Source organism: Ensifer sp. ENS07 (genome assembly GCF_014852185.1).
Taxonomy (GTDB): domain Bacteria; phylum Pseudomonadota; class Alphaproteobacteria; order Rhizobiales; family Rhizobiaceae; genus Ensifer; species Ensifer adhaerens.
Genome location: NZ_JACVBE010000001.1, coordinates 1,112,273 through 1,132,830 on the forward strand (window position 1 = coordinate 1,112,273; position 20,558 = coordinate 1,132,830).

23 protein-coding genes are annotated in these 20,558 nt (G+C 61.3%); 16 read left to right on the top strand and 7 right to left on the bottom strand.

From position 1 onward, the window contains the following. Positions 1-46: 46 nt before the first annotated feature. Entirely contained in the window at positions 47-1,072 is a 1,026-nt protein-coding gene (locus tag IB277_RS05605; RefSeq protein ID WP_034796750.1) for an amino acid ABC transporter substrate-binding protein, read from the bottom strand. 340 nt (positions 1,073-1,412) lie between these two features. On the opposite strand from IB277_RS05605, the gene IB277_RS05610 reads away from it, so the two are divergent. Beyond that, positions 1,413-2,603, top strand: a complete 1,191-nt coding sequence (locus IB277_RS05610) for a cystathionine beta-lyase (RefSeq protein ID WP_060585308.1) — start codon at positions 1,413-1,415, stop codon at positions 2,601-2,603. Positions 2,604-2,713: 110 nt separating this feature from the next. On the opposite strand, the gene IB277_RS05615 is transcribed toward IB277_RS05610, so the two are convergent. Both IB277_RS05615 and IB277_RS05620 read right to left on the bottom strand, forming a co-directional pair. After that, positions 2,714-3,880: an FAD-dependent monooxygenase gene (locus IB277_RS05615; RefSeq protein ID WP_090295674.1), complete on the bottom strand. Its 1,167-nt coding sequence runs from the start codon at positions 3,878-3,880 to the stop codon at positions 2,714-2,716. 9 nt (positions 3,881-3,889) lie between these two features. Then, the gene (locus IB277_RS05620) at positions 3,890-4,135 is read right to left on the bottom strand and encodes a zinc-finger domain-containing protein (protein ID WP_057255736.1); all 246 of its coding nucleotides are present in this window, start codon (positions 4,133-4,135) and stop codon (positions 3,890-3,892) included. 174 nt (positions 4,136-4,309) lie between these two features. Here IB277_RS05620 and IB277_RS05625 point away from each other — a divergent pair, with 174 nt between their 5' ends. From IB277_RS05625 to IB277_RS05660, 8 genes are all read left to right on the top strand, one after another. Continuing rightward, a complete protein-coding gene (locus IB277_RS05625) occupies positions 4,310-5,095 on the top strand; it encodes an alpha/beta fold hydrolase (RefSeq protein WP_034796743.1) in 786 nt (261 codons plus the stop codon). A gap of 88 nt (positions 5,096-5,183) precedes the next feature. Further along, entirely contained in the window at positions 5,184-6,011 is an 828-nt protein-coding gene (gene cysE, locus IB277_RS05630) for a serine O-acetyltransferase (RefSeq protein WP_034796741.1), read from the top strand. 99 nt (positions 6,012-6,110) lie between these two features. Further along, complete coding sequence (locus tag IB277_RS05635; protein WP_034796738.1) at positions 6,111-6,314, top strand: DUF3126 family protein; 204 nt, start codon at positions 6,111-6,113, stop codon at positions 6,312-6,314. A 279-nt stretch (positions 6,315-6,593) separates the two neighbouring features. After that, the gene (locus tag IB277_RS05640) at positions 6,594-6,950 is read left to right on the top strand and encodes a phasin family protein (protein ID WP_034796735.1); all 357 of its coding nucleotides are present in this window, start codon (positions 6,594-6,596) and stop codon (positions 6,948-6,950) included. A 240-nt stretch (positions 6,951-7,190) separates the two neighbouring features. Then, on the top strand, positions 7,191-7,544 hold the full coding sequence (clpS, locus tag IB277_RS05645; protein WP_043622145.1) for an ATP-dependent Clp protease adapter ClpS: 354 nt from the start codon (positions 7,191-7,193) through the stop codon (positions 7,542-7,544). A gap of 9 nt (positions 7,545-7,553) precedes the next feature. Beyond that, entirely contained in the window at positions 7,554-10,070 is a 2,517-nt protein-coding gene (gene clpA / locus IB277_RS05650; protein WP_034796722.1) for an ATP-dependent Clp protease ATP-binding subunit ClpA, read from the top strand. A 192-nt stretch (positions 10,071-10,262) separates the two neighbouring features. After that, complete coding sequence (locus IB277_RS05655; RefSeq protein WP_060607501.1) at positions 10,263-11,000, top strand: AzlC family ABC transporter permease; 738 nt, start codon at positions 10,263-10,265, stop codon at positions 10,998-11,000. Continuing rightward, a complete protein-coding gene (locus tag IB277_RS05660) occupies positions 10,997-11,341 on the top strand; it encodes an AzlD domain-containing protein (RefSeq protein WP_034796719.1) in 345 nt (114 codons plus the stop codon). Before IB277_RS05655 ends, IB277_RS05660 begins: the two co-directional genes overlap by 4 nt. An 88-nt stretch (positions 11,342-11,429) precedes the next feature. On the opposite strand, the gene IB277_RS05665 is transcribed toward IB277_RS05660, so the two are convergent. Genes IB277_RS05665 through IB277_RS05680 form a run of 4 tightly spaced genes read right to left on the bottom strand, consistent with a single transcriptional unit; the run spans position 11,430 to position 14,288 of the window. After that, entirely contained in the window at positions 11,430-11,846 is a 417-nt protein-coding gene (locus IB277_RS05665) for an HIT family protein (RefSeq protein WP_090295669.1), read from the bottom strand. Between the two features lie 43 nt (positions 11,847-11,889). Further along, positions 11,890-13,077, bottom strand: a complete 1,188-nt coding sequence (locus tag IB277_RS05670; protein WP_089044618.1) for a GNAT family N-acetyltransferase — start codon at positions 13,075-13,077, stop codon at positions 11,890-11,892. Positions 13,078-13,081: 4 nt separating this feature from the next. After that, entirely contained in the window at positions 13,082-13,807 is a 726-nt protein-coding gene (locus IB277_RS05675) for a glycerophosphodiester phosphodiesterase (RefSeq protein ID WP_060585298.1), read from the bottom strand. 13 nt (positions 13,808-13,820) lie between these two features. Continuing rightward, a complete protein-coding gene (locus IB277_RS05680; RefSeq protein ID WP_043622203.1) occupies positions 13,821-14,288 on the bottom strand; it encodes a RidA family protein in 468 nt (155 codons plus the stop codon). A gap of 145 nt (positions 14,289-14,433) precedes the next feature. Between IB277_RS05680 and IB277_RS05685 the strand changes: the two genes are divergently transcribed. The 7 genes from IB277_RS05685 (at position 14,434) to IB277_RS05715 (ending at position 20,535) form a co-directional block, all read left to right on the top strand. After that, on the top strand, positions 14,434-15,261 hold the full coding sequence (locus IB277_RS05685) for a cell envelope integrity EipB family protein (protein ID WP_034796712.1): 828 nt from the start codon (positions 14,434-14,436) through the stop codon (positions 15,259-15,261). A gap of 182 nt (positions 15,262-15,443) precedes the next feature. Then, the gene (rpsB, locus tag IB277_RS05690) at positions 15,444-16,211 is read left to right on the top strand and encodes a 30S ribosomal protein S2 (RefSeq protein ID WP_034796710.1); all 768 of its coding nucleotides are present in this window, start codon (positions 15,444-15,446) and stop codon (positions 16,209-16,211) included. A gap of 252 nt (positions 16,212-16,463) precedes the next feature. Beyond that, a complete protein-coding gene (gene tsf, locus IB277_RS05695; RefSeq protein WP_034796708.1) occupies positions 16,464-17,387 on the top strand; it encodes a translation elongation factor Ts in 924 nt (307 codons plus the stop codon). Positions 17,388-17,579: 192 nt separating this feature from the next. Next, positions 17,580-18,302: a UMP kinase gene (pyrH, locus tag IB277_RS05700; protein ID WP_090295665.1), complete on the top strand. Its 723-nt coding sequence runs from the start codon at positions 17,580-17,582 to the stop codon at positions 18,300-18,302. 53 nt (positions 18,303-18,355) lie between these two features. Continuing rightward, complete coding sequence (frr, locus tag IB277_RS05705) at positions 18,356-18,916, top strand: ribosome recycling factor (RefSeq protein ID WP_034796704.1); 561 nt, start codon at positions 18,356-18,358, stop codon at positions 18,914-18,916. Positions 18,917-18,958: 42 nt separating this feature from the next. Next, the gene (locus tag IB277_RS05710; RefSeq protein WP_090295662.1) at positions 18,959-19,702 is read left to right on the top strand and encodes an isoprenyl transferase; all 744 of its coding nucleotides are present in this window, start codon (positions 18,959-18,961) and stop codon (positions 19,700-19,702) included. Next, positions 19,702-20,535, top strand: coding sequence for a phosphatidate cytidylyltransferase (locus tag IB277_RS05715; protein WP_090295660.1), 834 nt, complete (start codon positions 19,702-19,704; stop codon positions 20,533-20,535). The genes IB277_RS05710 and IB277_RS05715 overlap by 1 nt, the downstream gene beginning before the upstream one ends. Positions 20,536-20,558: the final 23 nt, after the last annotated feature.

Sequence of the window (20,558 nt, forward strand, 5' to 3'; positions counted from 1 at the left end):
GGGACGGGGAAGCGGTTGTCCGCTTCCCCGGTATTTTCGGTTCGCTTTAGCGGACCGGCGGAGCGTACTGGATGCCGCCCTTGTTCCACAGCGCGTTGAGGCCGCGCTCGATCTTGAGCGGGCTGCCGGCGCCGATGTTGCGGTCGAAGACTTCGCCGTAGTTTCCGACGGCCTTGATCACGTTCACGGCCCATTCGTTGGTGAGGCCGAGGTCGGTGCCGATCTTCGAGTCAGCTTCGACGCCGAGGAAGCGCTGAACGTCAGGGTTGGTGGACTTCTTCATTTCTTCGACGTTGGCCTGGGTGACGCCGAACTCTTCAGCCTGGATCAGCGCGTAGTGAACCCAGCTGACGATATCGAACCACTGGTCGTCACCCTGGCGCACGGCCGGGCCGAGCGGCTCCTTCGAGATGATTTCCGGCAGGATCATGTGATCGTCTGGCTTCGACAGCGTCAGACGCAGCGAATAAAGGCCGGACTGGTCGGTCGTGTAGACGTCGCAACGGCCGGCGTCATAGGCGGCGTTGACTTCTTCAAGCTTTTCGAAAACGACCGGATTGTACTGCAGGTTGTTCGACTTGAAGTAGTCGGCGAGGTTGAGCTCGGTGGTGGTGCCCGTCTGCACGCAGACAGCGGCGCCCGAAAGCTCCAACGCAGATTTGACGTTCAGGCCCTTGCGAACCATGAAGCCTTGGCCGTCATAGTAGTTGACCGGGCGGAAGTTGAAGCCGAGCGCGGTGTCGCGGTTGATCGTCCAGGTGGTGTTACGCGCAAGCACGTCGACTTCGCCCGACTGCAGCGCCGGGAAGCGTTCCTTGGCGGAAGTCGGGGTGTACTTCACCTTGCTGCCATCCGCGAAGATCGCGGCGGCGATTGCCTTGCAGTAGTCTACGTCGAATCCGCTCCAGTTGCCCGAAGCATCCGGCGCAGCGAAGCCGGCGAGACCGGTGTTCACGCCGCACTGGACAAAGCCCTTGGCCTTGACGTCATCAAGAGTAGCGCCCGAAGCCGCCTGTGTGCCAATCCCCATGACAGCAGCGCCAACGAGAGCTGTCAGAATTCTTTTTGCCATTTTTAGAACCTTTTTCTGTTGTCGTTAGTTCCAGTCTGCACCGTCGCGTCTCCTAGCGCGGTGAGCCTCCGCCACCCTCCTGGCGCGAGTGTCGGCTATCTCATGCTCAATTTCCATGAGGGTCAAGAGAGGCCGCCGATTTTCTGGTTTTGCATGTGAAAAACTCGAAACAAGCCAGAAAGTTAGGCAGATCTTGGGGGTGTGAAGCACGCTCTGGCGGAAAATTCGCCAGAAGTGGCCTCGCGACGGTCAAAACGACGCTTCATGATTTTTGCCACTTGACCGCGATTGTGGCTCGTTCGAAGAGTTTTGCATTCGAAATCTAGAAGCGGAATGAGCAATGGCAGACAGTGGCAATGTGAACGGCAAGGCAGGCATCAACACGCGTCTCGCCCATAGCGGCAACAACCCCTCCGATTACTTCGGCTTCGTCAATCCGCCGGTCGTGCACGCCTCCACGGTGCTGTTCCCGAACGCCAAGACCATGGAGACGCGGGCGCAGAAGTACACCTACGGCACGCGCGGAACGCCGACCACGGACGCGCTCTGCGACGCGATCAACGAACTCGAAGGGTCCGCCGGAACGATCCTCGTGCCGTCGGGGCTGGCGGCGGTCACGGTGCCGTTCCTCGCCTATCTCTCGGCCGGCGACCACGCCTTGATCGTCGATTCGGTCTACTTCCCGACGCGCCATTTCTGCGACACGATGCTGAAGCGACTTGGCGTCACGGTCGAATACTACGATCCGATGATCGGCGCTGCGATCGAGAGCCTGATCCGCCCGAACACGCGCCTGGTACACACCGAAGCACCGGGATCGAACACCTTCGAAATGCAGGACATCCGCGCGATTGCCGATGCCGCCCATCGCCATGGCTGCATCGTCACCATGGACAATACCTGGGCGACGCCCGTCTACTTCAAGCCGCTCGACCATGGCGTCGATGTGTCGATCCATGCGGCCACCAAGTATCCGTCCGGCCATTCGGACGTGCTCTTCGGTACCGTTTCGGCCAATGCCGAGCACTGGCCGGCCCTGACAGAGGCCATGGTGACGCTCGGCGTCTGCGTTTCGCCCGATGACAGCTACCAGATCCTGCGTGGCCTTCGCACCATGGGCATCCGCCTCGAACGGCACCAGGAGAGCGCACTGACACTGGCGAAGTGGCTGGAAACACGCGACGAAGTGGCCCGCGTGCTGCATCCGGCGCTGCCGAGCTTCCCCGGCCACGAGCTCTGGAAGCGCGATTTCACCGGCGCGAGCGGCATCTTCTCCTTCGTGCTGAAGGCGGAGAGCCCTGACCGCTTCAAGGCCAAGGCGCACGCCTTCCTCGATGCGCTGAGATTGTTCGGGCTCGGCTATTCCTGGGGCGGTTTCGAAAGCCTCGCGCTCCATGTCGGTCTCGGAGATCGCAAGGTGGCGCTGGCGCCGACCGAAGGTCCGGTTCTGCGCCTGCAGATCGGCCTTGAGGACGTGCCGGATATCCGGCGCGACATCGAAGCGGGCCTGGCTGCGGCAAACGCCGTTTGACGAAGGCAATGACGGACGCCGCGGTCATCCGCGGCGTTCTGCTTTTCTGGACTAGATCTTTCGCGCGCCGGCAGTTTATCGAACGGATCGCGGTGAATGGCCGTCGCTTCTCAGTGCTCCGGCGCGCCGTAGCCGTAGAGCCAGTCGAGGTCGGCTGCAAGCGCGTCGGGCCCCTTGAGCTTCAATACCATGTCGCGGCCGATACGCACCGGGCCGCGGGCGTGATAGGCGAAATGGTTGAAGGCCGCACGGCGGCGGACGCGCGCGATGCGTGGCCTGCGAAGCGCCTCGAATTTCCGCAAGGAATTCGCGACGCTGAGGTTTTCAGACAGGCAAGCCGCAAGCGCGGATGCGTCCTCGACGGCCATGGCCGCACCTTGCGCCGCAAAGGGCGTCATCGCATGGGCCGCGTCGCCGATCAGCACTGTATTTTGACCATCATGCCAGGCGCCGTCGTCGACGGTGCAGAGCGGCCAGTAGGTGGGCGCCACGGCCTTATCGAGAAGCGAGCGGATGCCTGGGCTCCAATCGGAAAAGGCGTTGAGGCAATCCTGGCGCCGCGCGTCCGAATCCTTGCCGACCCAGATCGCGTCGGTCTCCTTGCCCTCGATGATGGCGACGAGATTGAAACCGCCGACCTCCCGCAGAGGATAGGCAACGAGGTGGGCGCGCGGGCCGAGGAAGGCGGTGACCTCACCGCGGTTGAGCACGCCCGCGGCAACGTCGCCTGCAAGCGTCATGCGCCAGGCGATATTGCCCGAGAACCGGACACGGCCGGCGGCGGGCACAGTCTCGCGCAGCCGCGACCAGATGCCGTCGGCGCCGATGACGACGTCCGGCATGCGCCCTGTCACTGCCGCGATCGCCTGGTCCCCGGGCTTGTCGATCTGGCATCCGAGGTGGAGACGGCAGCGCGGTTCGGATTGAACAGCCTGAAACAGGATTCTCTGAAGGCTGGCGCGGTGGAGAACGGCATAGGGCGCATGCCAGCGGCGGCGCGCGAAGGTCCCGGCCGGTACGCTGGCAAGCGCGCGCAGAGAGCGGCCGTCAACGAGCCCGATGCGCTCGGGCTCCGTCCATACGCTCTCAAGCTGCGTCAGTAGGCCGAGCTCGATGAGGATGCGGGAGGCGTTCGGTGAGAGCTGCAGGCCGGCTCCGACCTCGGTCAGTGCCGTCGCCCGCTCGATGATATCGACGTCGAAGCCGCGCCGGGCAAGGCATAGGGCAGCCGTGAGGCCGCCGATGCCGGCGCCGATGATCGCGACGGGGCGCGACATCGTCGCTTATCAGGCGGCTTTATGGGCGAAGAGGCAGCCGGGGGGATTGGTTTCGGTCGCCTTCAGCTTCGGATTGTAGCGATAGAGCGTAGAGCAGTAGGAGCAGACCTTCTCGTTGTCGTCACCCATGTCGATGAAGATGTGCGGGTGATCGTAGGGAATGGATGCGCCGGTGCACATGAATTCCTTGACGCCGATTTCGATTGCCTGATGTCCGCCGTCGTTCTGGAAATGCGGGATGCTGTGGCCGGCCATGTCATGCTCCGATGAATGCAAGTCTGAAGGTCAAATTTGGCGGCACCATAGTCAGCTTTGCCGGAAATGTGTAGCGGCAAAGCTGCCGCAGTTGTGGTTTTTGCCGGTGCGGGGTTTCGCCCGCCAAGGCGACGAACTAGGTTGCGCGGGATCGATATGCCCAAGGATGAATAGATGGATCTCACCCCGCCGCCGTTTTCCCGTTTCAATCATGACGGTCTGGAGATCGCCTTCTTCGACGAGGGCGACCCGTCCGGCGCGCCCGTTCTGCTCATTCACGGCTTTGCCTCCAGCGCCAACGTCAACTGGGTTTTCCCGGGCTGGCTGAAGACGCTGGGTGACGCCGGCTACCGCGTCATCGCGCTCGACAATCGCGGCCATGGCAAGAGCAGCAAGCCCTACGACCCGGAACTCTACCACCCTCAGCAGATGGCGGGTGACGCCGCCGCATTGCTTGGGCATCTCGGGATCGCCGAGGCCCATGTCATGGGCTATTCGATGGGCGCTCGCATCTCGGCCTTCCTGGCGCTCGCGCATCCCGACCGCGTGCGCTCGCTGGTCTTCGGCGGCCTCGGCATCGGCATGGTGTCGGGGGTAGGAGATTGGGATCCGATTGCCGACGCTCTGGTGGCGCCGTCGCTTGACGACGTGACCCATGCGCGCGGGCGCATGTTCCGCGCCTTTGCCGACCAGACCAAGAGCGACCGGCAGGCGCTTGCCGCCTGTATCTCGACCTCGCGGGATCTGCTGACGGCACAGGATATGGCGCGCATCGAGCAGCCGACGCTGATTGGCGTCGGGACGACCGATGACATCGCCGGGTCGGCGCAGGAACTGGCAGCGCTGATGCCGCGTGCGCGTGCGCTCGACATTCCGGGCCGCGACCATATGCTCGCCGTCGGCGACCGGGTTTTCAAGAAAGCGGTGCTCGAATTTCTGGCAGAGATCGATCGCATCTAGCGTATCGTCATTGCCGCCAGTCGCCATTTAAGTCACGCCTGATTTCCCCTATAGTGGTGGCAGGCACGGACAAGGAAGGAGAGCGACGATGGTCGCCAAGACCGAACTTCGCCAGGCAGAAGCGCTGCAAGTGATGGACCCGATCTGGAATAGCCTGCGCGAAGAAGCCCGGATTGCCGCCGAGCAAGACCCAATGCTCGCGGCCTTCCTCTATTCCACCGTGGTCAATCAGCACTCTCTCGAAGAAAGCGTGATCTACCGCATCTGCGAAAGGCTGGATCACCCGGATCTGCAGGCGAACCTTTTGCGCCAGACCTTCTCGGAGATGCTGGAGGACTGGCCGGAATGGGGCACCATTCTGCGTGTCGACATCCAGGCCGTCTACGACCGCGACCCCGCCTGCACCCGCTTCATCGAGCCGGTGCTCTATTTCAAGGGCTTCCATGCGATCCAGACGCATCGCCTGGCGCATTGGCTATTGAAGCGCGGCCGCAAGGATTTCGCCTTCTACCTGCAGAGCCGGGCGTCGAGCGTCTTCCAGACGGACATCAACCCCGCCGCCCGCATCGGCCGCGGCATTTTCCTTGATCATGCCACCGGCCTTGTCGTCGGCGAGACCGCGGTCATTGGTGACAACGTCTCGATCCTGCACGGCGTGACGCTCGGCGGCACGGGCAAGGAAGGCAGCGATCGCCACCCGAAGATCGCCGACGGTGTGCTGATTGGCGCCGGCGCCAAGATCCTCGGCAATATCCATATCGGACACTGCTCGCGCGTCGCTGCGGGTTCGGTCGTGCTGAAACCGGTGCCGCCGAAGTCGACGGTCGCCGGCGTACCGGCAAAGGTCGTGGGCGAGGCCGGCTGTTCCGAGCCGTCGCGCCAGATGGACCAGATCCTTGCCAGCTTCGATATCTGACATGCGGGAACCGGTGTGTAGCCTCTTTCGAGGGGTTTACACCCGCCGATGCAGCGTGCGAGAAGCGCCGCACAGTTTAAACGGCTACGGAGACGTGTTTTGAAGCCCGAAGAAATCCGCAAGCTTGAAGCCTACTTCAAGCGCACCTTCAATCAGCAGATGGTCGTCAAGGCTCGCCCGAAGAAGGACGAGTCCGCTGAAGTCTATCTCGGTGACGAGTTCCTCGGTGTGGTCTTCCGCGATGAGGAAGACGGCGAGCTTTCCTACAACTTCTCCATGGCGATCCTCGACATCGACCTCTAAGTCGCGACGCCGGACGCTTTCAGTATAAACCCCGAAAATCCATGGGATTTTCGGGGTTTATTGTTTTGTGCGGGATGTTGATGTCTTGCTGGGCAATTGCTCGCTAGTGCTTATCTTGCGGCTGTAGCGAGCGCGGCAAGAAATTTCATGCCGGACCGCGATATTTCATCAAGTTGTTGCATCTGTTGTATTTTATTGCATCGCACACTCGTCTTGACTTTTTGTGCAGTGCACATAAACTGAAGCCTCCAGATCAGGCCGTCACCAAGGAGACACCGGATGTTCAACTTCGACGATGCAAACAAGAAGAGCAAGGAAGCCATTGATGTGGCTGTGAAGAGCTATTCCGCTTGGACCAAGGGTCTCCAGGCTATCGCGACCGAAGCTGCCGACTTTTCGAAGAAGTCCTTCGAGGACAGCGTCGCGCATGTCGAAAAGCTGACCAGCGTCAAGAGCGTCGAGGCTGCTTTCGAACTGCAGACCAACTTCGTGAAGTCGAGCTACGAAGGCTTTGTCGCCGAAGCAACGAAGATCGGCGAAATGTATGCCGACCTCGCCAAGGACGCCTACAAGCCCTACGAAGCGCCAGTTGCCAAGGCAACGGCAGCAGTTAAGGCCGCCGCTGCAGCAGCCTGATCACCGGCTAAAACAATTTCTCAACAAAAAGGCCGGTCGCAGCGCTTGCGACCGGCCTTTTTGTTTTTCGCATAAGCTGTGCGCAGCCCAAAGAAAGTTGATCAATCTTGCCGGTCAACGTGCGATTATGATTGCAGTGTGTTGGTTCGGTCTTAAAATCTGAAAACGAACCATTAGATAAAGGGCAAGCAGGCTGCGGCCGAGTTCGATGGGTCGCTACTGTACAAGGAACTGACAAGAATGATCGCCATGCCGGTCCGGATGCAGCAAGGTAGCGATGATGAGGGGAACGGCAACAACCGCAGCACGTCCGTCATCACGCGTACCAAGCCGAAGACCAAGAAGCCAAGTTTGTATCGTGTTCTGCTTTTGAATGACGATTACACGCCGATGGAATTCGTCATCCATATTCTGGAGCGCTTCTTTCAAAAGAACCCGGAAGAGGCGACCCGCATCATGCTCCACGTCCACAATCACGGTGTGGGAGAGTGCGGCGTCTTCACCTATGAGGTCGCCGAAACCAAGGTGACGCAGGTGATGGACTTCGCCCGGCAGCATCAGCATCCGTTGCAATGCGTCATGGAAAAGAAATGAGGAACTAACGTGCCAACATTTTCGCCCAGCCTCGAAAAGGCGCTGCACCAGGCACTGACTTTTGCCAACGAGCGCCACCACGAATACGCTACGCTCGAGCATCTGCTTCTGGCATTGATCGACGATGCCGACGCGGCGGCCGTGATGGGCGCCTGCAACGTCAATCTTGAGACGCTGCGCAAGACCGTAACCGATTACGTCGACAACGAACTGTCGAACCTCGTGACCGGCTACGACGAAGATTCCAAGCCGACGGCCGGGTTCCAGCGCGTGATCCAGCGGGCGGTGATCCACGTGCAATCGTCCGGCCGCGAGGAAGTGACCGGCGCCAACGTGCTGGTCGCGATCTTCGCCGAGCGCGAAAGTCACGCAGCCTATTTCCTGCAGGAGCAGGAGATGACCCGCTACGACGCGGTCAACTTCATTTCGCACGGCATCGGCAAGCGGCCCGGCAGCTCTGAGTCCCGTCCTGTGCGTGGCTCTGACGATCATGAGAGCGAGCAGAAGCCCGCGCGCGACAACGAAGAGGCCAGCGCCAAGAAGCAGCAGGACGCGCTGACCGCCTATTGCGTCAACCTCAATGAGAAGGCGAAATCCGGCAAGATCGACCCGCTGATCGGCCGTCACGCCGAGGTGAACCGCACCATCCAGGTGCTGTGCCGCCGCTCGAAGAACAATCCGCTCTATGTCGGGGACCCCGGCGTCGGCAAGACGGCGATCGCCGAAGGCCTTGCCAAGCGCATCATCGAAAAGAAGGTGCCGGAAGCGTTGCAGGATGCGACGATCTTCTCGCTCGACATGGGCACGCTTCTTGCCGGCACGCGCTACCGTGGCGATTTCGAAGAACGGTTGAAGCAGGTCGTCAAGGAGCTCGAGGACTATCCGGGCGCCGTGCTCTTCATCGACGAGATCCATACGGTCATCGGCGCCGGAGCTACGTCCGGCGGCGCGATGGATGCATCCAACCTTTTGAAGCCGGCGCTTTCCTCCGGCGCGATCCGCTGCATCGGTTCGACCACCTACAAGGAATACCGCCAGTTCTTCGAGAAGGATCGGGCGCTGGTCCGCCGTTTCCAGAAGATCGACGTGAACGAGCCGACGATTGCCGACGCGATCGAGATCATGAAGGGGCTGAAGCCTTATTACGAGGAATATCATCACCTGAAATACTCGAACGAGGCGATCAAGGCCGCGGTCGAGCTTTCGGCCCGCTACATCAACGACCGCAAGCTGCCGGACAAGGCGATCGACGTGATCGATGAATCCGGTGCCGCACAGATGCTTCTGCCCGCCAGCAAGCGCCGCAAGCTGATCACCGAGAAGGAGATCGAGGCGACGATCGCGACGATGGCGCGCATCCCGCCGAAGACCGTCTCCAAGGACGACGAGGCCGTGCTTGCCAATCTCGAGCGAGAGCTGCGCTCGGTCGTCTACGGCCAGGACCTGGCGATCGAGGCGCTCGCTTCGTCGATCAAGCTGGCGCGTGCCGGCCTGCGCGAACCGAACAAGCCGATCGGCTGCTACGTCTTCTCCGGCCCGACCGGCGTCGGCAAGACGGAAGTCGCCAAGCAGCTTGCGACCTCGCTCGGCGTCGAGCTCCTGCGCTTCGACATGTCGGAATACATGGAGCGGCATACGGTTTCGCGCCTGCTCGGTGCACCTCCCGGCTATGTCGGCTTCGACCAGGGCGGCCTCTTGACCGATGGCGTCGATCAGCACCCGCATTGCGTGCTGCTGCTCGACGAGATCGAGAAGGCGCATCCGGACCTGTTCAACATCCTGCTGCAGGTCATGGACCATGGCTCGCTGACGGATCACAACGGCAAGAAGATCGACTTCCGCAACGTCATCCTGATCATGACGACCAATGCCGGCGCATCGGAAATGGCCCGGGCCGCCATCGGCTTCGGTTCTTCCAAGCGTACGGGCGAAGACGAAGAGGCGCTGAACCGCCTGTTCACGCCGGAATTCCGCAACCGTCTGGATGCGGTCATTCCGTTTGCTTCGCTGCCGACACCGGTTATCCACCAGGTGGTTCAGAAGTTCGTCATGCAGCTTGAAACCCAGCTTGCCGAGCGCAACGTCACCTTCGACCTCGCGCCGGAGGCGATCGCCTGGCTTGCCGAAAAGGGCTACGACGAGAAGATGGGCGCGCGACCGCTGTCGCGTGTCATCCAGGAAAACATCAAGAAGCCGCTCGCCGATGAAATCCTCTTCGGCAAGCTGAAGAAGGGCGGGGTCGTCAAGGTGACGATCGGCACGAAGGCCGATGGCACCAAGGGCCTGCTGCTCGATGCCGTTCCTGAGACGACGCCAATCAAGCCGAAGGCGGAAGTATCCCGCCCGGCGATGAAGGCCGCCAAGCCGAAAAAGGCCGAGGACAAGGAAGAGGTGGGCGCCGAGCCTGCGCCGAAGTCCAAGCCGAAGAAGGCTGCCGCCAAGGCGTCAACGGATGACGAGGCCGGGGCGGGCGACGCGGCTCCCAGAAAGGGCCGCACGGTGCCGAAGGTGCCGCGCAAGAAGTAGCCCCCGCAAGACACGTTTGACGGTGCTGGATGCAAACCATTCGGCACCGTTTTTCTTTAAAGAAGAAATGAGAAGAGCCTGCGTGGTTTTTCGTCCGCGTGCCGGTCTGATAGCCTATATTCGGTCATGCTGATCCCGGACGATTCGATCCGGGGTGGTCGTATTCGAGTTGAAAACAATCCGGAATCGCCGATGAAGAGAGAAGAAGACGAGCAATCTTCGCTCGCCTGGTTCGGGAAAGGCATGCGCGGCATTTTCAGTCTGCCGGCCTTCATTCTGATGTTGTCCTTTGTCGGCTTCTGTTCGCTGACGGCTCAGGCCGGCATCCCGGTCGAGCAGGTGGTCTTCATGGTCGGCATGGTCTGGGCGCTTCCGGCCAAGGTCATTCTCGTCAGTTCGATGATGAGCGGAGCCGGGCTCGCGACCGCGTTCCTCGCGGTCTCGCTGTCGTCCGTCCGGCTGATGCCGATGGTCGCCGCGCTGATACCGGAGCTGCGCGGGTCGCGCACGCCGACTTGGCTTCTGCTCTTCCTGTCGCATTTCGTCGCGATCACCGCCTGGGTGTTCGCGATGGAGAAGGTGCCGCACGTGCCGCGCGAGCGTCGCGTCGCCTTTTTCGCGGGCTTCGGCATCACGCTGGTGGCGGCAAACATGCTGCTCGTCGCTGTCGTCTACCACTTCGTCGCCGATTTCCCGCCGATCGTTGCCGGCTGCCTTTTCTTCCTGACGCCGGTCTACTTTCTCGCCTCGATCTGGCATTCGGCGCGCCATCCCGTCGTCTATGTGGCGTTGCTCTTTGGTCTTGCAGGCGGGCCGCTGTTCTACTGGCTGTTTCCGGAATTCGACATCCTGCTCGCCGGCCTCGTCGGCGGCACGCTTGCCTGGCTCATCGAGCGCCTCTGGCGGCGCCGCAAGGAGGTGGGAGCATGACCTGGCAGGATGGTTGGTGGGCCTATGTCTTTATCGCGATTGCCGGCTGGCTGGCGACCGACATCTGGCGCTGGTTGGGTGTCATCACAGGCAACAGGCTGCGCGATGATTCCGAGGCGCTGAACTGGGTGAGGGCGGTTGCCACCGCGCTGGTCGCAGCGGTCATCGCCAAGCTTATCCTCTATCCGACCGGCGTACTCGAACAATCCCCGCTCTGGCTGCGCGCAGGTGCCGTCGCGCTCGGGGCGGCCGCCTTCTTCCTGTTCGGAAGAAAGCCGGCGATCGGGATCGCGTCAGCGATTGCCGCGTTGGCGCTGGGCCTGTGGTGGTTGGGTTTTTAGGCCGGGTGAGGTGCTTTCACCTGACCGTCGGTTAAAGAGCCGGCGCGTCGCCGGCTCCCTGGCTCCTGCGCGGATAGTATGAGCGCGATCAGAGCGCCTGCCGAACCTTTTCGGCATTGGCAGCCAGAACGGCGCCGTCTTCCATCGTGCCGGAATGCGGCTTCAGCGGCACGCCTGCTTGCCGCGGAATGACGTGGAAGTGCAGGTGGAAGACCGATTGTCCAGCCGGTGCTTCGTTGAACTGCATGATCGTCACACCATCGGCGTCGAAAGCTTCCTTGGCGGCAACAGCCAGCTTCTGTACGGTGGCAATCAGCGCCGGCAGCGTTGCTGCATCGGCGTCGAGCAGGTTGCGCGAAGGGGATTTCGGCACCACGAGCAGATGGCCTTCTGCCTGCGGCATGACATCCATGAAGGCGATCGTCGCGTCGTCCTCGTAGACGCGGTGCGAGGGAATTTCACCGCGCAGGATCCTGGCGAAAATGTTGTTGTCGTCGTAGCTCATTGTTCTTCCTCGTGTAATGAAGCCGGCCTTCACGAAAAGGCGGTCAGTCGTCCTGCCGTTCACCTTTGCGGAAAGGTCCGTGCTCGGCAAGAAACTCGCCCGTTTCCTCCACATCCCTGCGCTCGCGCTGAAGATAGTCGCCGACGGCGCGGGCAAGTCCCGGATGTGTGATGAAATGGGCGGAATGGGTGGTGACGGGCATGTAGCCGCGCGCAAGCTTGTGCTCACCCTGGGCGCCAGCCTCCACCCGTTTCAGCCCCTTGGCGATCGCGAAATCGATCGCCTGGTGATAGCAGACTTCGAAATGCAGGAACGGGTGATCCTCGATGCAGCCCCAGTGGCGACCGTAGAGCGCATCGCCGCCGATGAAGTTGATCGCGCCGGCGATGTAGCGGCCGTTGCGGCGTGCCATCACCAGCAGGATATCGTCGGCCATGCGCTCGCCAATGAGCGAATAGAACGCGCGCGTCAGATAGGGGCGGCCCCATTTGCGTCCGCCGGTGTCCATGTAGAAGGCGAAGAACTCGTCCCAGATCGATTCCGTCAGGTCGCTGCCGGTCAGCCAGTCGATCGAAATGCCGTTTTCGAGCGCAGCCCTGCGCTCCTTCTTCAGCGCCTTGCGTTTGCGTGAGGCAAGGGTCTCCAGAAAATCGGCGTGGGAGCCATAGCCTTCATTGGTGAAGTGGAACTGCTGGTCTGTGCGGTGCAGGAACCCGGCGCGCTCAAGCGCAGGGATCTCGGCTTCGGGCACGAAAGTCACATGTGCCGAAGAGACATCGTGTCTGCGGGCAAGCTCTTTCAGGCCCGCGGCAAGCGCATCCTGAACGGCGTTCGTATTTTCGTCCGGTGCCGAAAGCAGCCGTGGTCCGGTCGCAGGCGTGAAGGGGATGGAACTTTGCAGTTTCGGATAGTAGCGACCGCCGGCGCGCTCGAAGGCGTCTGCCCAGCCGTGGTCGAAAACGTATTCGCCCTGGCTGTGGCTCTTCAGGTAGCAGACGAGGCCGCCGCGCAATTGCCCGTCGCCGCCTTCAAGCAACAGATGCTGGCCGAGCCAGCCGGTCTTGGCCGTCGCCGACCCGGACTCTTCGAGCGCCGAGAGATAGGCATGCGAGAGGAAGGGATTGTAGACGCCGCCAGGAAACGCCTTCGATGCACCGGACAGCACATTCCAGCGTGCCGCTGGTATATCGGTGAAGGATTGCGCGATGCGGAGGGTGACGGCGTCTGACATTACTTTAGGAAACCAGGGCCTCCCGCGGGTCGAAACCCTCGAAGGTCATCTGATCCGCATGGGCAAACGTGTAGGCTTCGGCCTGCCGGTCGCGCACGGTCCAGGTGATGATCGTCTTGCCGAGCGTCCGTTCCTTGGTGATGAACGAGTTCGGCAGGTGGCCGTAGTGGTAGGAGATGAAATCGAGCCCGAGCTGCATCGCTTCCTCATGCACGAAGAAGGTCTCCGGATTGGCACCTTCCGCTGTGAGGCCCAGCGGGTAGGGCGCGTCGAGCGCCTTCAGGTCCTTGAGCAGCCAGTGATCGAAGCTCATCAGCGCAACGTGGCCCTTGTAGCCTTCGAGCGTTTCGAGCACGGCGGCGGCAAAGCCCTCGTCGTCGCCCTTGCGGCCCTTGAGCTCGATGACGAGCGGCACCTTGCCGGCAACCAAGCGCAGCATCTGCGTCAACGTCGGCACCTTGTCCTTCGTGCCGCCGATCGCCATCAGGCCGAGTTCGCCGGCGGTGCGCGCGCGAACGTCGCCCTTGATCCCGCACAGTCGCTCGGTATCGTCATCGTGGAAGACGACCGGAATGCTGTCGGCGGTATACTGCAGATCGCATTCGATCGCGAAACCGGCGTCGACGGCGCGGGAGAAGGCCGAAAGCGTATTCTCCCACACCTGCTTGTTCATGTCGTGATAGCCGCGATGGGCAATCGGTTGGGCCTTCAGCCAGGAAATATCAGCCATGCCGGGCACTCTGTCAGGCGATTTCGATGACGGCGTCGATCTCGACGGCGGCATTGAAGGGAAGGGAAGCCATGCCGACGGCGGCACGCGCGTGCTTGCCGGCTTCACCGAGCACGGTCGCAAGCAGATTGGATGCGCCGTTGATGACCAGATGCTGCTCGACGAATTCCGGTGTCGAGGCGACGAAGCCGTTGATCTTCACCAGGCGTCGGATGCGACCGAGATCGCCGCCGAGTGCTGCCTTGGCCTGGGCGAGGATGTTGATTGAGCAGAGTTCGGCGGCGCGCTGTGCGCGGGCCACGTCCACATCCTTGCCGACGATGCCGGTCACAGCGACCTTGCCGTCTTCCATCGGAAGCTGTCCGGAGATGTAGAGCATCGAGCCGCTGATGACGTAGGGCACGTAGTTTGCAACCGGGGTCGCAGCCTGGGGAAGTGTGACTCCGAGGTCCTTGAGGCGCGCTTCGATCTCTGCCGACATGGAAAGCTCCATTGTTGTCTTTTGTGTTAAAATCCTGCATTCAGGCCGGATCGCGGCGGGCACCGGCTTTTTCCTGCGAACGCCGCCTCGCTTCTGCCGAACGCTTGTTTATAGCATTGCCGGCGAGTCCAACAGGAGGAAACGGATGTTTCATAAAGGCTTCGGTCTCGTCACTTTGGGCAGCGCCTGTTTCGCCGTCATGACAGTATCGGGCGCCACGGCGGCACACGCAAACGCCCTTGTGCCGCACCGCGCCGTCTATGATCTCGAACTCAAGGATGCATCGGATCGTTCGGGCATTGCCGGAATGTATGGTCGCATGGTCTACGAGTTCAATGGCTCGGCCTGTGCGGGCTATACCGTCAGCTTCCGTTTCGTCACCCAGGTCGATACCGGCGAGGAAGTGCGCCTGACCGATCAGCAGACGACCACCTACGAAGATCTAAAGAATGGCAATTTCCGCTTCCTGACCCGCTCCTTCACCGATGAGAAGCTGGACAAGGAAGTACGCGGTACAGCGCATGAGGAAAAAGCGGGCGTTAAGGTCGAGCTGACTGCGCCGGACAAGCGCGAAATCGAGCTTGCGGCGAGCCGGTTTCCGACGGCGCACATGATGGAGGTGATCTCGCGAGCGAAGAAAGGCGAGAGCCTCTTTGAGGCGCGCATCTTCGACGGCTCCGATTCGGGTGACAAGACCTTGATCACCTCGACCTTCGTCGGCAAATCGCGCAAACCCACGGCGGACGAGCCGGATGCAGGCAAGGCGGGCAAGCTCAGCGGCGACAATTACTGGCCGGTGACGATCTCCTATTTCAACGATGACAAGAGCGGCGACGCGCTGCCGATCTACCGTATGTCGTTCAAGCTTTACGAGAACGGGATTACCCGCGACCTGACGATGGACTACGGCGATTTCGTCCTGAGCGGCAAGCTTGCGGACCTCGAAGTGTTCAAATCCGAGGACTGCAAATAGCCGATTGCGGTAAAAAGCGGCGTTTGCGGCTTGATTTCTCGGGCAGTTGCCGTTAAGGGGCTGCCCATTCCACACGTGAAGCTTGGGATGTTCCGGGAGAAATCCGGATCGTTCCGCCGGTGGGCCGGTCGAAAGACATGCTCGACGCTTCGCGGAGGTTCAACCGGAAAAGGAGAAAAGGCATGGCATTGCCTGATTTTAGCATGCGTCAGCTTCTGGAAGCTGGCGTTCACTTCGGCCACCAGACGCACCGCTGGAACCCGAAGATGAAGCCGTACATTTTCGGCGATCGCAACAACGTTCACATCATCGACCTCGCACAGACCGTGCCGATGCTGTCGCGCGCCCTGCAGATCGTCAGCGACACCGTTGCCAACGGCGGCCGCGTTCTGTTCGTCGGCACCAAGCGCCAGGCGTCCGAAATCATCGCTGACGCTGCCAAGCGTTCGGCCCAGTACTACGTCAACGCTCGCTGGCTCGGCGGCATGATGACCAACTGGAAGACGATTTCGAACTCGATCCAGCGCCTGCGCAAGCTCGACGAAATCCTCTCTTCGGAAGCTTCGGGCTTCACCAAGAAGGAACGCCTGAACCTCGAGCGCGAACGCGAAAAGCTGAACCGCGCTCTCGGCGGTATCCGCGACATGGGCGGCACGCCGGACCTGATGTTCATCATCGACACCAACAAGGAATCGATCGCGATCGACGAAGCCAAGCGCCTCGGCATCCCGGTTGTCGCAGTCATCGACTCGAACTGCGATCCGGACCAGATCGACTATCCGATCCCGGGCAACGACGACGCTTCGCGCGCCATCGCTCTCTACTGCGACCTCATTGCACGCGCTGCCATCGACGGCATCGCACGTCAGCAGGGCGCATCGGGCCGTGACCTCGGCGCATCTGCCGAAGCTCCGGTCGAGCCGGCGCTCGACGAGGCCTCCGACGCCTGATCGGGCCTTGGCGGCAGGTAAGCCTGCCGCCCCCAATGAAATGTCGGGACAAGGCCGTTTGTGATGAAAATCTGAACGGCCTTGTTCTTTTCAGCCGGGGATGGCGCTGATCCGTTCGGATCTTTGGAGCCGAGCAACCCCGTGATGGTTCAGTCATCACGGTGTCACATTGAAAAGCCATTCCCTGCCACACCTCCTGGTACCGCGCCCTCAAGGGCAGCGCGCCAACCAAACAGACAAAGAGGCAATAAGATGAGTGTAACTGCAGCAATGGTGAAGGAACTGCGCGAAAAGACCGGCGCAGGCATGATGGACTGCAAGAAGGCGCTCGCCGAAACCAACGGCGACATGGAAGCTGCGATCGACTGGCTGCGCGCCAAGGGCATCGCCAAGGCCGACAAGAAGTCGGGCCGCACGGCTGCTGAAGGCCTCATCGGTATTGTCAGCGGTGGCGTCAAGGCTGTCGTCGTCGAAATCAACTCCGAGACCGATTTCGTTGCCCGCAACGAAGCCTTCCAGGAACTCGTCCGCGGCGTTGCCAATGTAGCGCTGACCACCGACGGCTCGGTTGAAGCCATCGCGGCTGCAAACTACCCGGCAACCGGCAAGTCGGTCGACGAGACCATCAAGGACGCGATCGCCACCATCGGCGAGAACATGACGCTTCGCCGCGCAGCCCTCCTCAAGGTCGAAGACGGTGTTGTTGCTACCTACATCCACAACGCTGCCGGCGACGGCATCGGCAAGCTCGGTGTTCTCGTCGCCCTGAAGTCGATCGGCGACAAGGAAGTTCTCTTCTCGGTTGGCCGTCAGATCGCCATGCACATCGCTGCGACCAACCCGCTCGCGATCCGTGCGGACGAAGTCGACGCCGCTGTTGCCGAGCGCGAACGCAACGTCTTCATCGAACAGTCGCGCGCTTCGGGCAAGCCGGACAACATCATCGAAAAGATGGTCGAAGGCCGCATGCGCAAGTTCTTCGAAGAAGTCGCTCTGCTGTCGCAGGCCTTCGTCATGAACCCGGAAATCACCGTCGGTCAGGCCGTCAAGGACGCTGAAAAGCTCGCTGGCGCACCGATCGAAGTCACCGGCATGGCTCGCCTGCTGCTCGGCGAAGGTGTCGAGAAGGAAGAGTCCGACTTCGCTGCAGAAGTTGCAGCCGTCGCCAAGGGCTGATTTCTTCACCCATATTGGGAAAACCTTGGGGCATCGCGTGACAACGCGGTGCCCTTCGTGTATCCGGCTTCGTCAATGCGCTGGACCCGCCGGAAAATAAGCCGCTGCGGTTGAAACCATGGTGCGCAATGTGTCCTTATGCGCTGTGCGCCGCCATCGTGCGCACGCGCGCCGATCTGTTCAGGAGCGATGATGCCGGCCGAGCCACTCTACAAACGCGTTCTACTCAAAGCCTCCGGTGAAGCTCTCATGGGCAGCCAGGGCTTCGGCATCGATGTGGCGGTCGCTGACCGGATCGCCGCAGATATCGCGCAAGCGCGCGCCATGGGCGTCGAAGTGGGCGTGGTTGTCGGCGGCGGCAATATCTTCCGCGGCGTGGCCGTCGCTTCCAAGGGCGGCGACCGGGTAACCGGCGACCACATGGGCATGCTGGCAACCGTCATCAACGCGCTGGCGCTCGCAACGTCGCTGCGCAAGCTCGACATCGATACGGTCGTGCTCTCGGCAATCGCGATGCCGGAAATCTGCGAGAGCTTCTCGCAGCGCGCAACGCTCTACCATCTTTCCCTCGGCCGCGTCGTGATCTTCGCCGGCGGCACGGGCAATCCTTTCTTCACGACCGACTCTGCCGCCGCCCTTCGCGCCGCCGAAATGGGCGCGCAGGCGATCTTCAAGGGCACCCAGGTCGATGGCATCTATTCCGCGGACCCGAAGAAGGATCCGGACGCGACCCGCTTCGACCGCCTGACGCACAGCGAAGTCCTCGAGAAGGGGCTTGCCGTCATGGATGTTGCCGCCGTCGCGCTTGCACGCGAAAATGCCATTCCGATCGTTGTCTTCTCCATTCATGAGAAGGGTGGCTTTGCGGAAATATTGACCGGCGGCGGTCGCGCGACCATCGTCACAGACAATTAAGAAGCTGCAGAACGGCCCTCGGGCCGGCGAATGATAGAACGGGAGTTTCGACCATGAGTGAAGGTGTTGACCTGAAGGAACTGAAGCGTCGCATGGATGGCGCCATTTCCGCATTCAAGAGCGATATCGCGTCGCTCCGTACCGGCCGCGCGTCGGCGAACGTTCTCGACCCGGTGACCGTCGAAGCCTATGGCTCACGCGTGCCGCTCAACCAGGTGGCGAACATCACGGTTCCCGAGCCGCGCATGCTGTCCGTCTCGGTCTGGGACAAGCAGATGGTCGGCGCTGTGGATCGCGGCATTCGCGAATCGAACCTCGGCCTCAATCCGATCATCGACGGCCAGAACCTGCGCATTCCGCTGCCGGAACTCAACGAAGAGCGCCGCAAGTCGCTCGTCAAAGTGGCACATGACTACGCCGAAAAGGCGAAGGTCGCCGTGCGCCACGTGCGCCGTGACGGCATGGACGACCTGAAAAAAGCCGAAAAGGATGGCGACATCGGTCAGGATATCAGCCGTTCTCAGTCCGAGCGCGTGCAAAAGATGACCGACGAAACGATTTCCGATATCGACCGCTTGCTCGTCGAGAAGGAAAAGGAAATCATGCAGGTCTGATCTGCTCTGCTCGTGATCTGAGTCTCCTTTCGCGGACGCCTTATGCAAAACCTCACTTCCACGACCGTTCCGGAACATGTTGCCATCATCATGGATGGCAACGGGCGTTGGGCGAACGCGCGTGGTCTGCCGCGCACGATGGGGCACCGCAAGGGTGTCGAGACCGTTCGCGCCGCCGTCAAGACGGCGGGCGACTTGGGGATCCGCTACCTCACGCTTTTTGCCTTTTCCTCGGAAAACTGGAGCAGGCCGGCGGCGGAAGTCAGCGATCTGATGGGGCTGCTCAAGACCTTTATCCGCCGGGATCTTGCCGATCTGCACCGCGAGAATGTCCGCATCCGAGTCATCGGTGACCGCTCCAACCTCAGAGGCGACATTCTACCGTTGCTGGTGGAGGCGGAAGAAACGACGCGGGCAAATACCGGGATTACGCTCGTCATTGCCTTCAATTACGGCGCCCGGGACGAAATGACACGAGCCATGCGGCGGCTGGCGACGGAAGTCGCCGAAGGACGCTTGCGGCCGGAAGACATCAACCCCGAGCGTATCGCGGCGATGCTGGACACGTCGGACATTCCCGATCCGGACCTGATCATCCGCACCAGCGGCGAAGAGCGTCTCTCGAATTTCCTTCTTTGGCAGGGCGCCTATTCGGAACTGATCTTCGTTCCGGAGTTGTGGCCGGACTTTACGCGCGAAACGTTCCAGGCGGCGCTTGAAAAATACGCCTGCCGCGAGCGCCGCTTCGGCGGCGTCGCCGAGCCCACGTTGGCGGTCGGTTCCTGATGCAGACTGAACTTAAGCTTCGTATCGCTTCGGGCGTGGTCCTCGCAGCGGTGACACTAGCGGCGACCTGGTTCGGCGGTTTGGCGTTTCAGTTGCTGTCGGCGCTGATTGCGCTGCTCGTCTATTATGAGTGGTCGACGATCACGGACCTCCAGGAGCGGGATTTCCAAGGCAATGCCGTTGGTTGGCTGGGCGTCGTGATCATCGCCGGCCTGATCGTGACCGGCTATATCGGCTACAGCCTTCCGGTCCTAGCCGCTTTTGTAGTTCTCACTGTCCTTTGGGTATTTCTGCAGAAGACCAGTTGGTGGCTGCCGGGTGGCATCGCCTATGCCGGGCTGACCGGCATTTCGCTTGCGGCCCTTCGCGGCGCCGACGATCTTGGCTTGATGGCGACGCTGTTCGTCTTTGCCGTCGTCTGGGCGACCGACATCTTCGCCTATTTTACCGGCCGCGCGATCGGTGGACCGAAGCTCGCGCCACGCATATCGCCCGGCAAGACATGGTCGGGTGCCATCGGTGGCACAATTTGCGGCATTGTTGCCGGTGTTGCCGTCTTTATGGCTTATTTTTCACTGCAAGATCTCCGCATTCCGATCATTGCGCTGGTGCTTTCCGTCGCCAGCCAAGTGGGAGACTTGTTCGAATCCTTCATCAAGCGCCGTTTTGGGGTGAAGGATTCCAGCCGTCTCATTCCGGGGCATGGCGGCGTTATGGATCGGGTCGACGGGTTGATTTTCGCGTGTGTCGCGGCGTTGATTCTGGTCATGGTTCAGTATTTCGTCAGCGATGGGCGCCAGATCGCTTTCGGATCCGTCCTGTATAGCCTTTGAGCTTAGGCCCGCGGGTGCTTGAG

What these genes read in the sequence shown, in the direction of transcription:
- IB277_RS05605 (WP_034796750.1), bottom strand. Translation starts at nt 1,072, where the DNA reads ATGGCAAAAAGAATTCTGACAGCTCTCGTTGGCGCTGCTGTCATGGGG.
- IB277_RS05610 (WP_060585308.1), top strand. Translation starts at nt 1,413, where the DNA reads ATGGCAGACAGTGGCAATGTGAACGGCAAGGCAGGCATCAACACGCGT.
- IB277_RS05615 (WP_090295674.1), bottom strand. Translation starts at nt 3,880, where the DNA reads ATGTCGCGCCCCGTCGCGATCATCGGCGCCGGCATCGGCGGCCTCACG.
- IB277_RS05620 (WP_057255736.1), bottom strand. Translation starts at nt 4,135, where the DNA reads ATGGCCGGCCACAGCATCCCGCATTTCCAGAACGACGGCGGACATCAG.
- IB277_RS05625 (WP_034796743.1), top strand. Translation starts at nt 4,310, where the DNA reads ATGGATCTCACCCCGCCGCCGTTTTCCCGTTTCAATCATGACGGTCTG.
- cysE (WP_034796741.1), top strand. Translation starts at nt 5,184, where the DNA reads ATGGTCGCCAAGACCGAACTTCGCCAGGCAGAAGCGCTGCAAGTGATG.
- IB277_RS05640 (WP_034796735.1), top strand. Translation starts at nt 6,594, where the DNA reads ATGTTCAACTTCGACGATGCAAACAAGAAGAGCAAGGAAGCCATTGAT.
- clpS (WP_043622145.1), top strand. Translation starts at nt 7,191, where the DNA reads ATGATCGCCATGCCGGTCCGGATGCAGCAAGGTAGCGATGATGAGGGG.
- IB277_RS05655 (WP_060607501.1), top strand. Translation starts at nt 10,263, where the DNA reads ATGAAGAGAGAAGAAGACGAGCAATCTTCGCTCGCCTGGTTCGGGAAA.
- IB277_RS05660 (WP_034796719.1), top strand. Translation starts at nt 10,997, where the DNA reads ATGACCTGGCAGGATGGTTGGTGGGCCTATGTCTTTATCGCGATTGCC.
- IB277_RS05665 (WP_090295669.1), bottom strand. Translation starts at nt 11,846, where the DNA reads ATGAGCTACGACGACAACAACATTTTCGCCAGGATCCTGCGCGGTGAA.
- IB277_RS05670 (WP_089044618.1), bottom strand. Translation starts at nt 13,077, where the DNA reads ATGTCAGACGCCGTCACCCTCCGCATCGCGCAATCCTTCACCGATATA.
- IB277_RS05675 (WP_060585298.1), bottom strand. Translation starts at nt 13,807, where the DNA reads ATGGCTGATATTTCCTGGCTGAAGGCCCAACCGATTGCCCATCGCGGC.
- IB277_RS05680 (WP_043622203.1), bottom strand. Translation starts at nt 14,288, where the DNA reads ATGTCGGCAGAGATCGAAGCGCGCCTCAAGGACCTCGGAGTCACACTT.
- IB277_RS05685 (WP_034796712.1), top strand. Translation starts at nt 14,434, where the DNA reads ATGTTTCATAAAGGCTTCGGTCTCGTCACTTTGGGCAGCGCCTGTTTC.
- rpsB (WP_034796710.1), top strand. Translation starts at nt 15,444, where the DNA reads ATGGCATTGCCTGATTTTAGCATGCGTCAGCTTCTGGAAGCTGGCGTT.
- tsf (WP_034796708.1), top strand. Translation starts at nt 16,464, where the DNA reads ATGAGTGTAACTGCAGCAATGGTGAAGGAACTGCGCGAAAAGACCGGC.
- pyrH (WP_090295665.1), top strand. Translation starts at nt 17,580, where the DNA reads ATGCCGGCCGAGCCACTCTACAAACGCGTTCTACTCAAAGCCTCCGGT.
- frr (WP_034796704.1), top strand. Translation starts at nt 18,356, where the DNA reads ATGAGTGAAGGTGTTGACCTGAAGGAACTGAAGCGTCGCATGGATGGC.
- IB277_RS05710 (WP_090295662.1), top strand. Translation starts at nt 18,959, where the DNA reads ATGCAAAACCTCACTTCCACGACCGTTCCGGAACATGTTGCCATCATC.
- IB277_RS05715 (WP_090295660.1), top strand. Translation starts at nt 19,702, where the DNA reads ATGCAGACTGAACTTAAGCTTCGTATCGCTTCGGGCGTGGTCCTCGCA.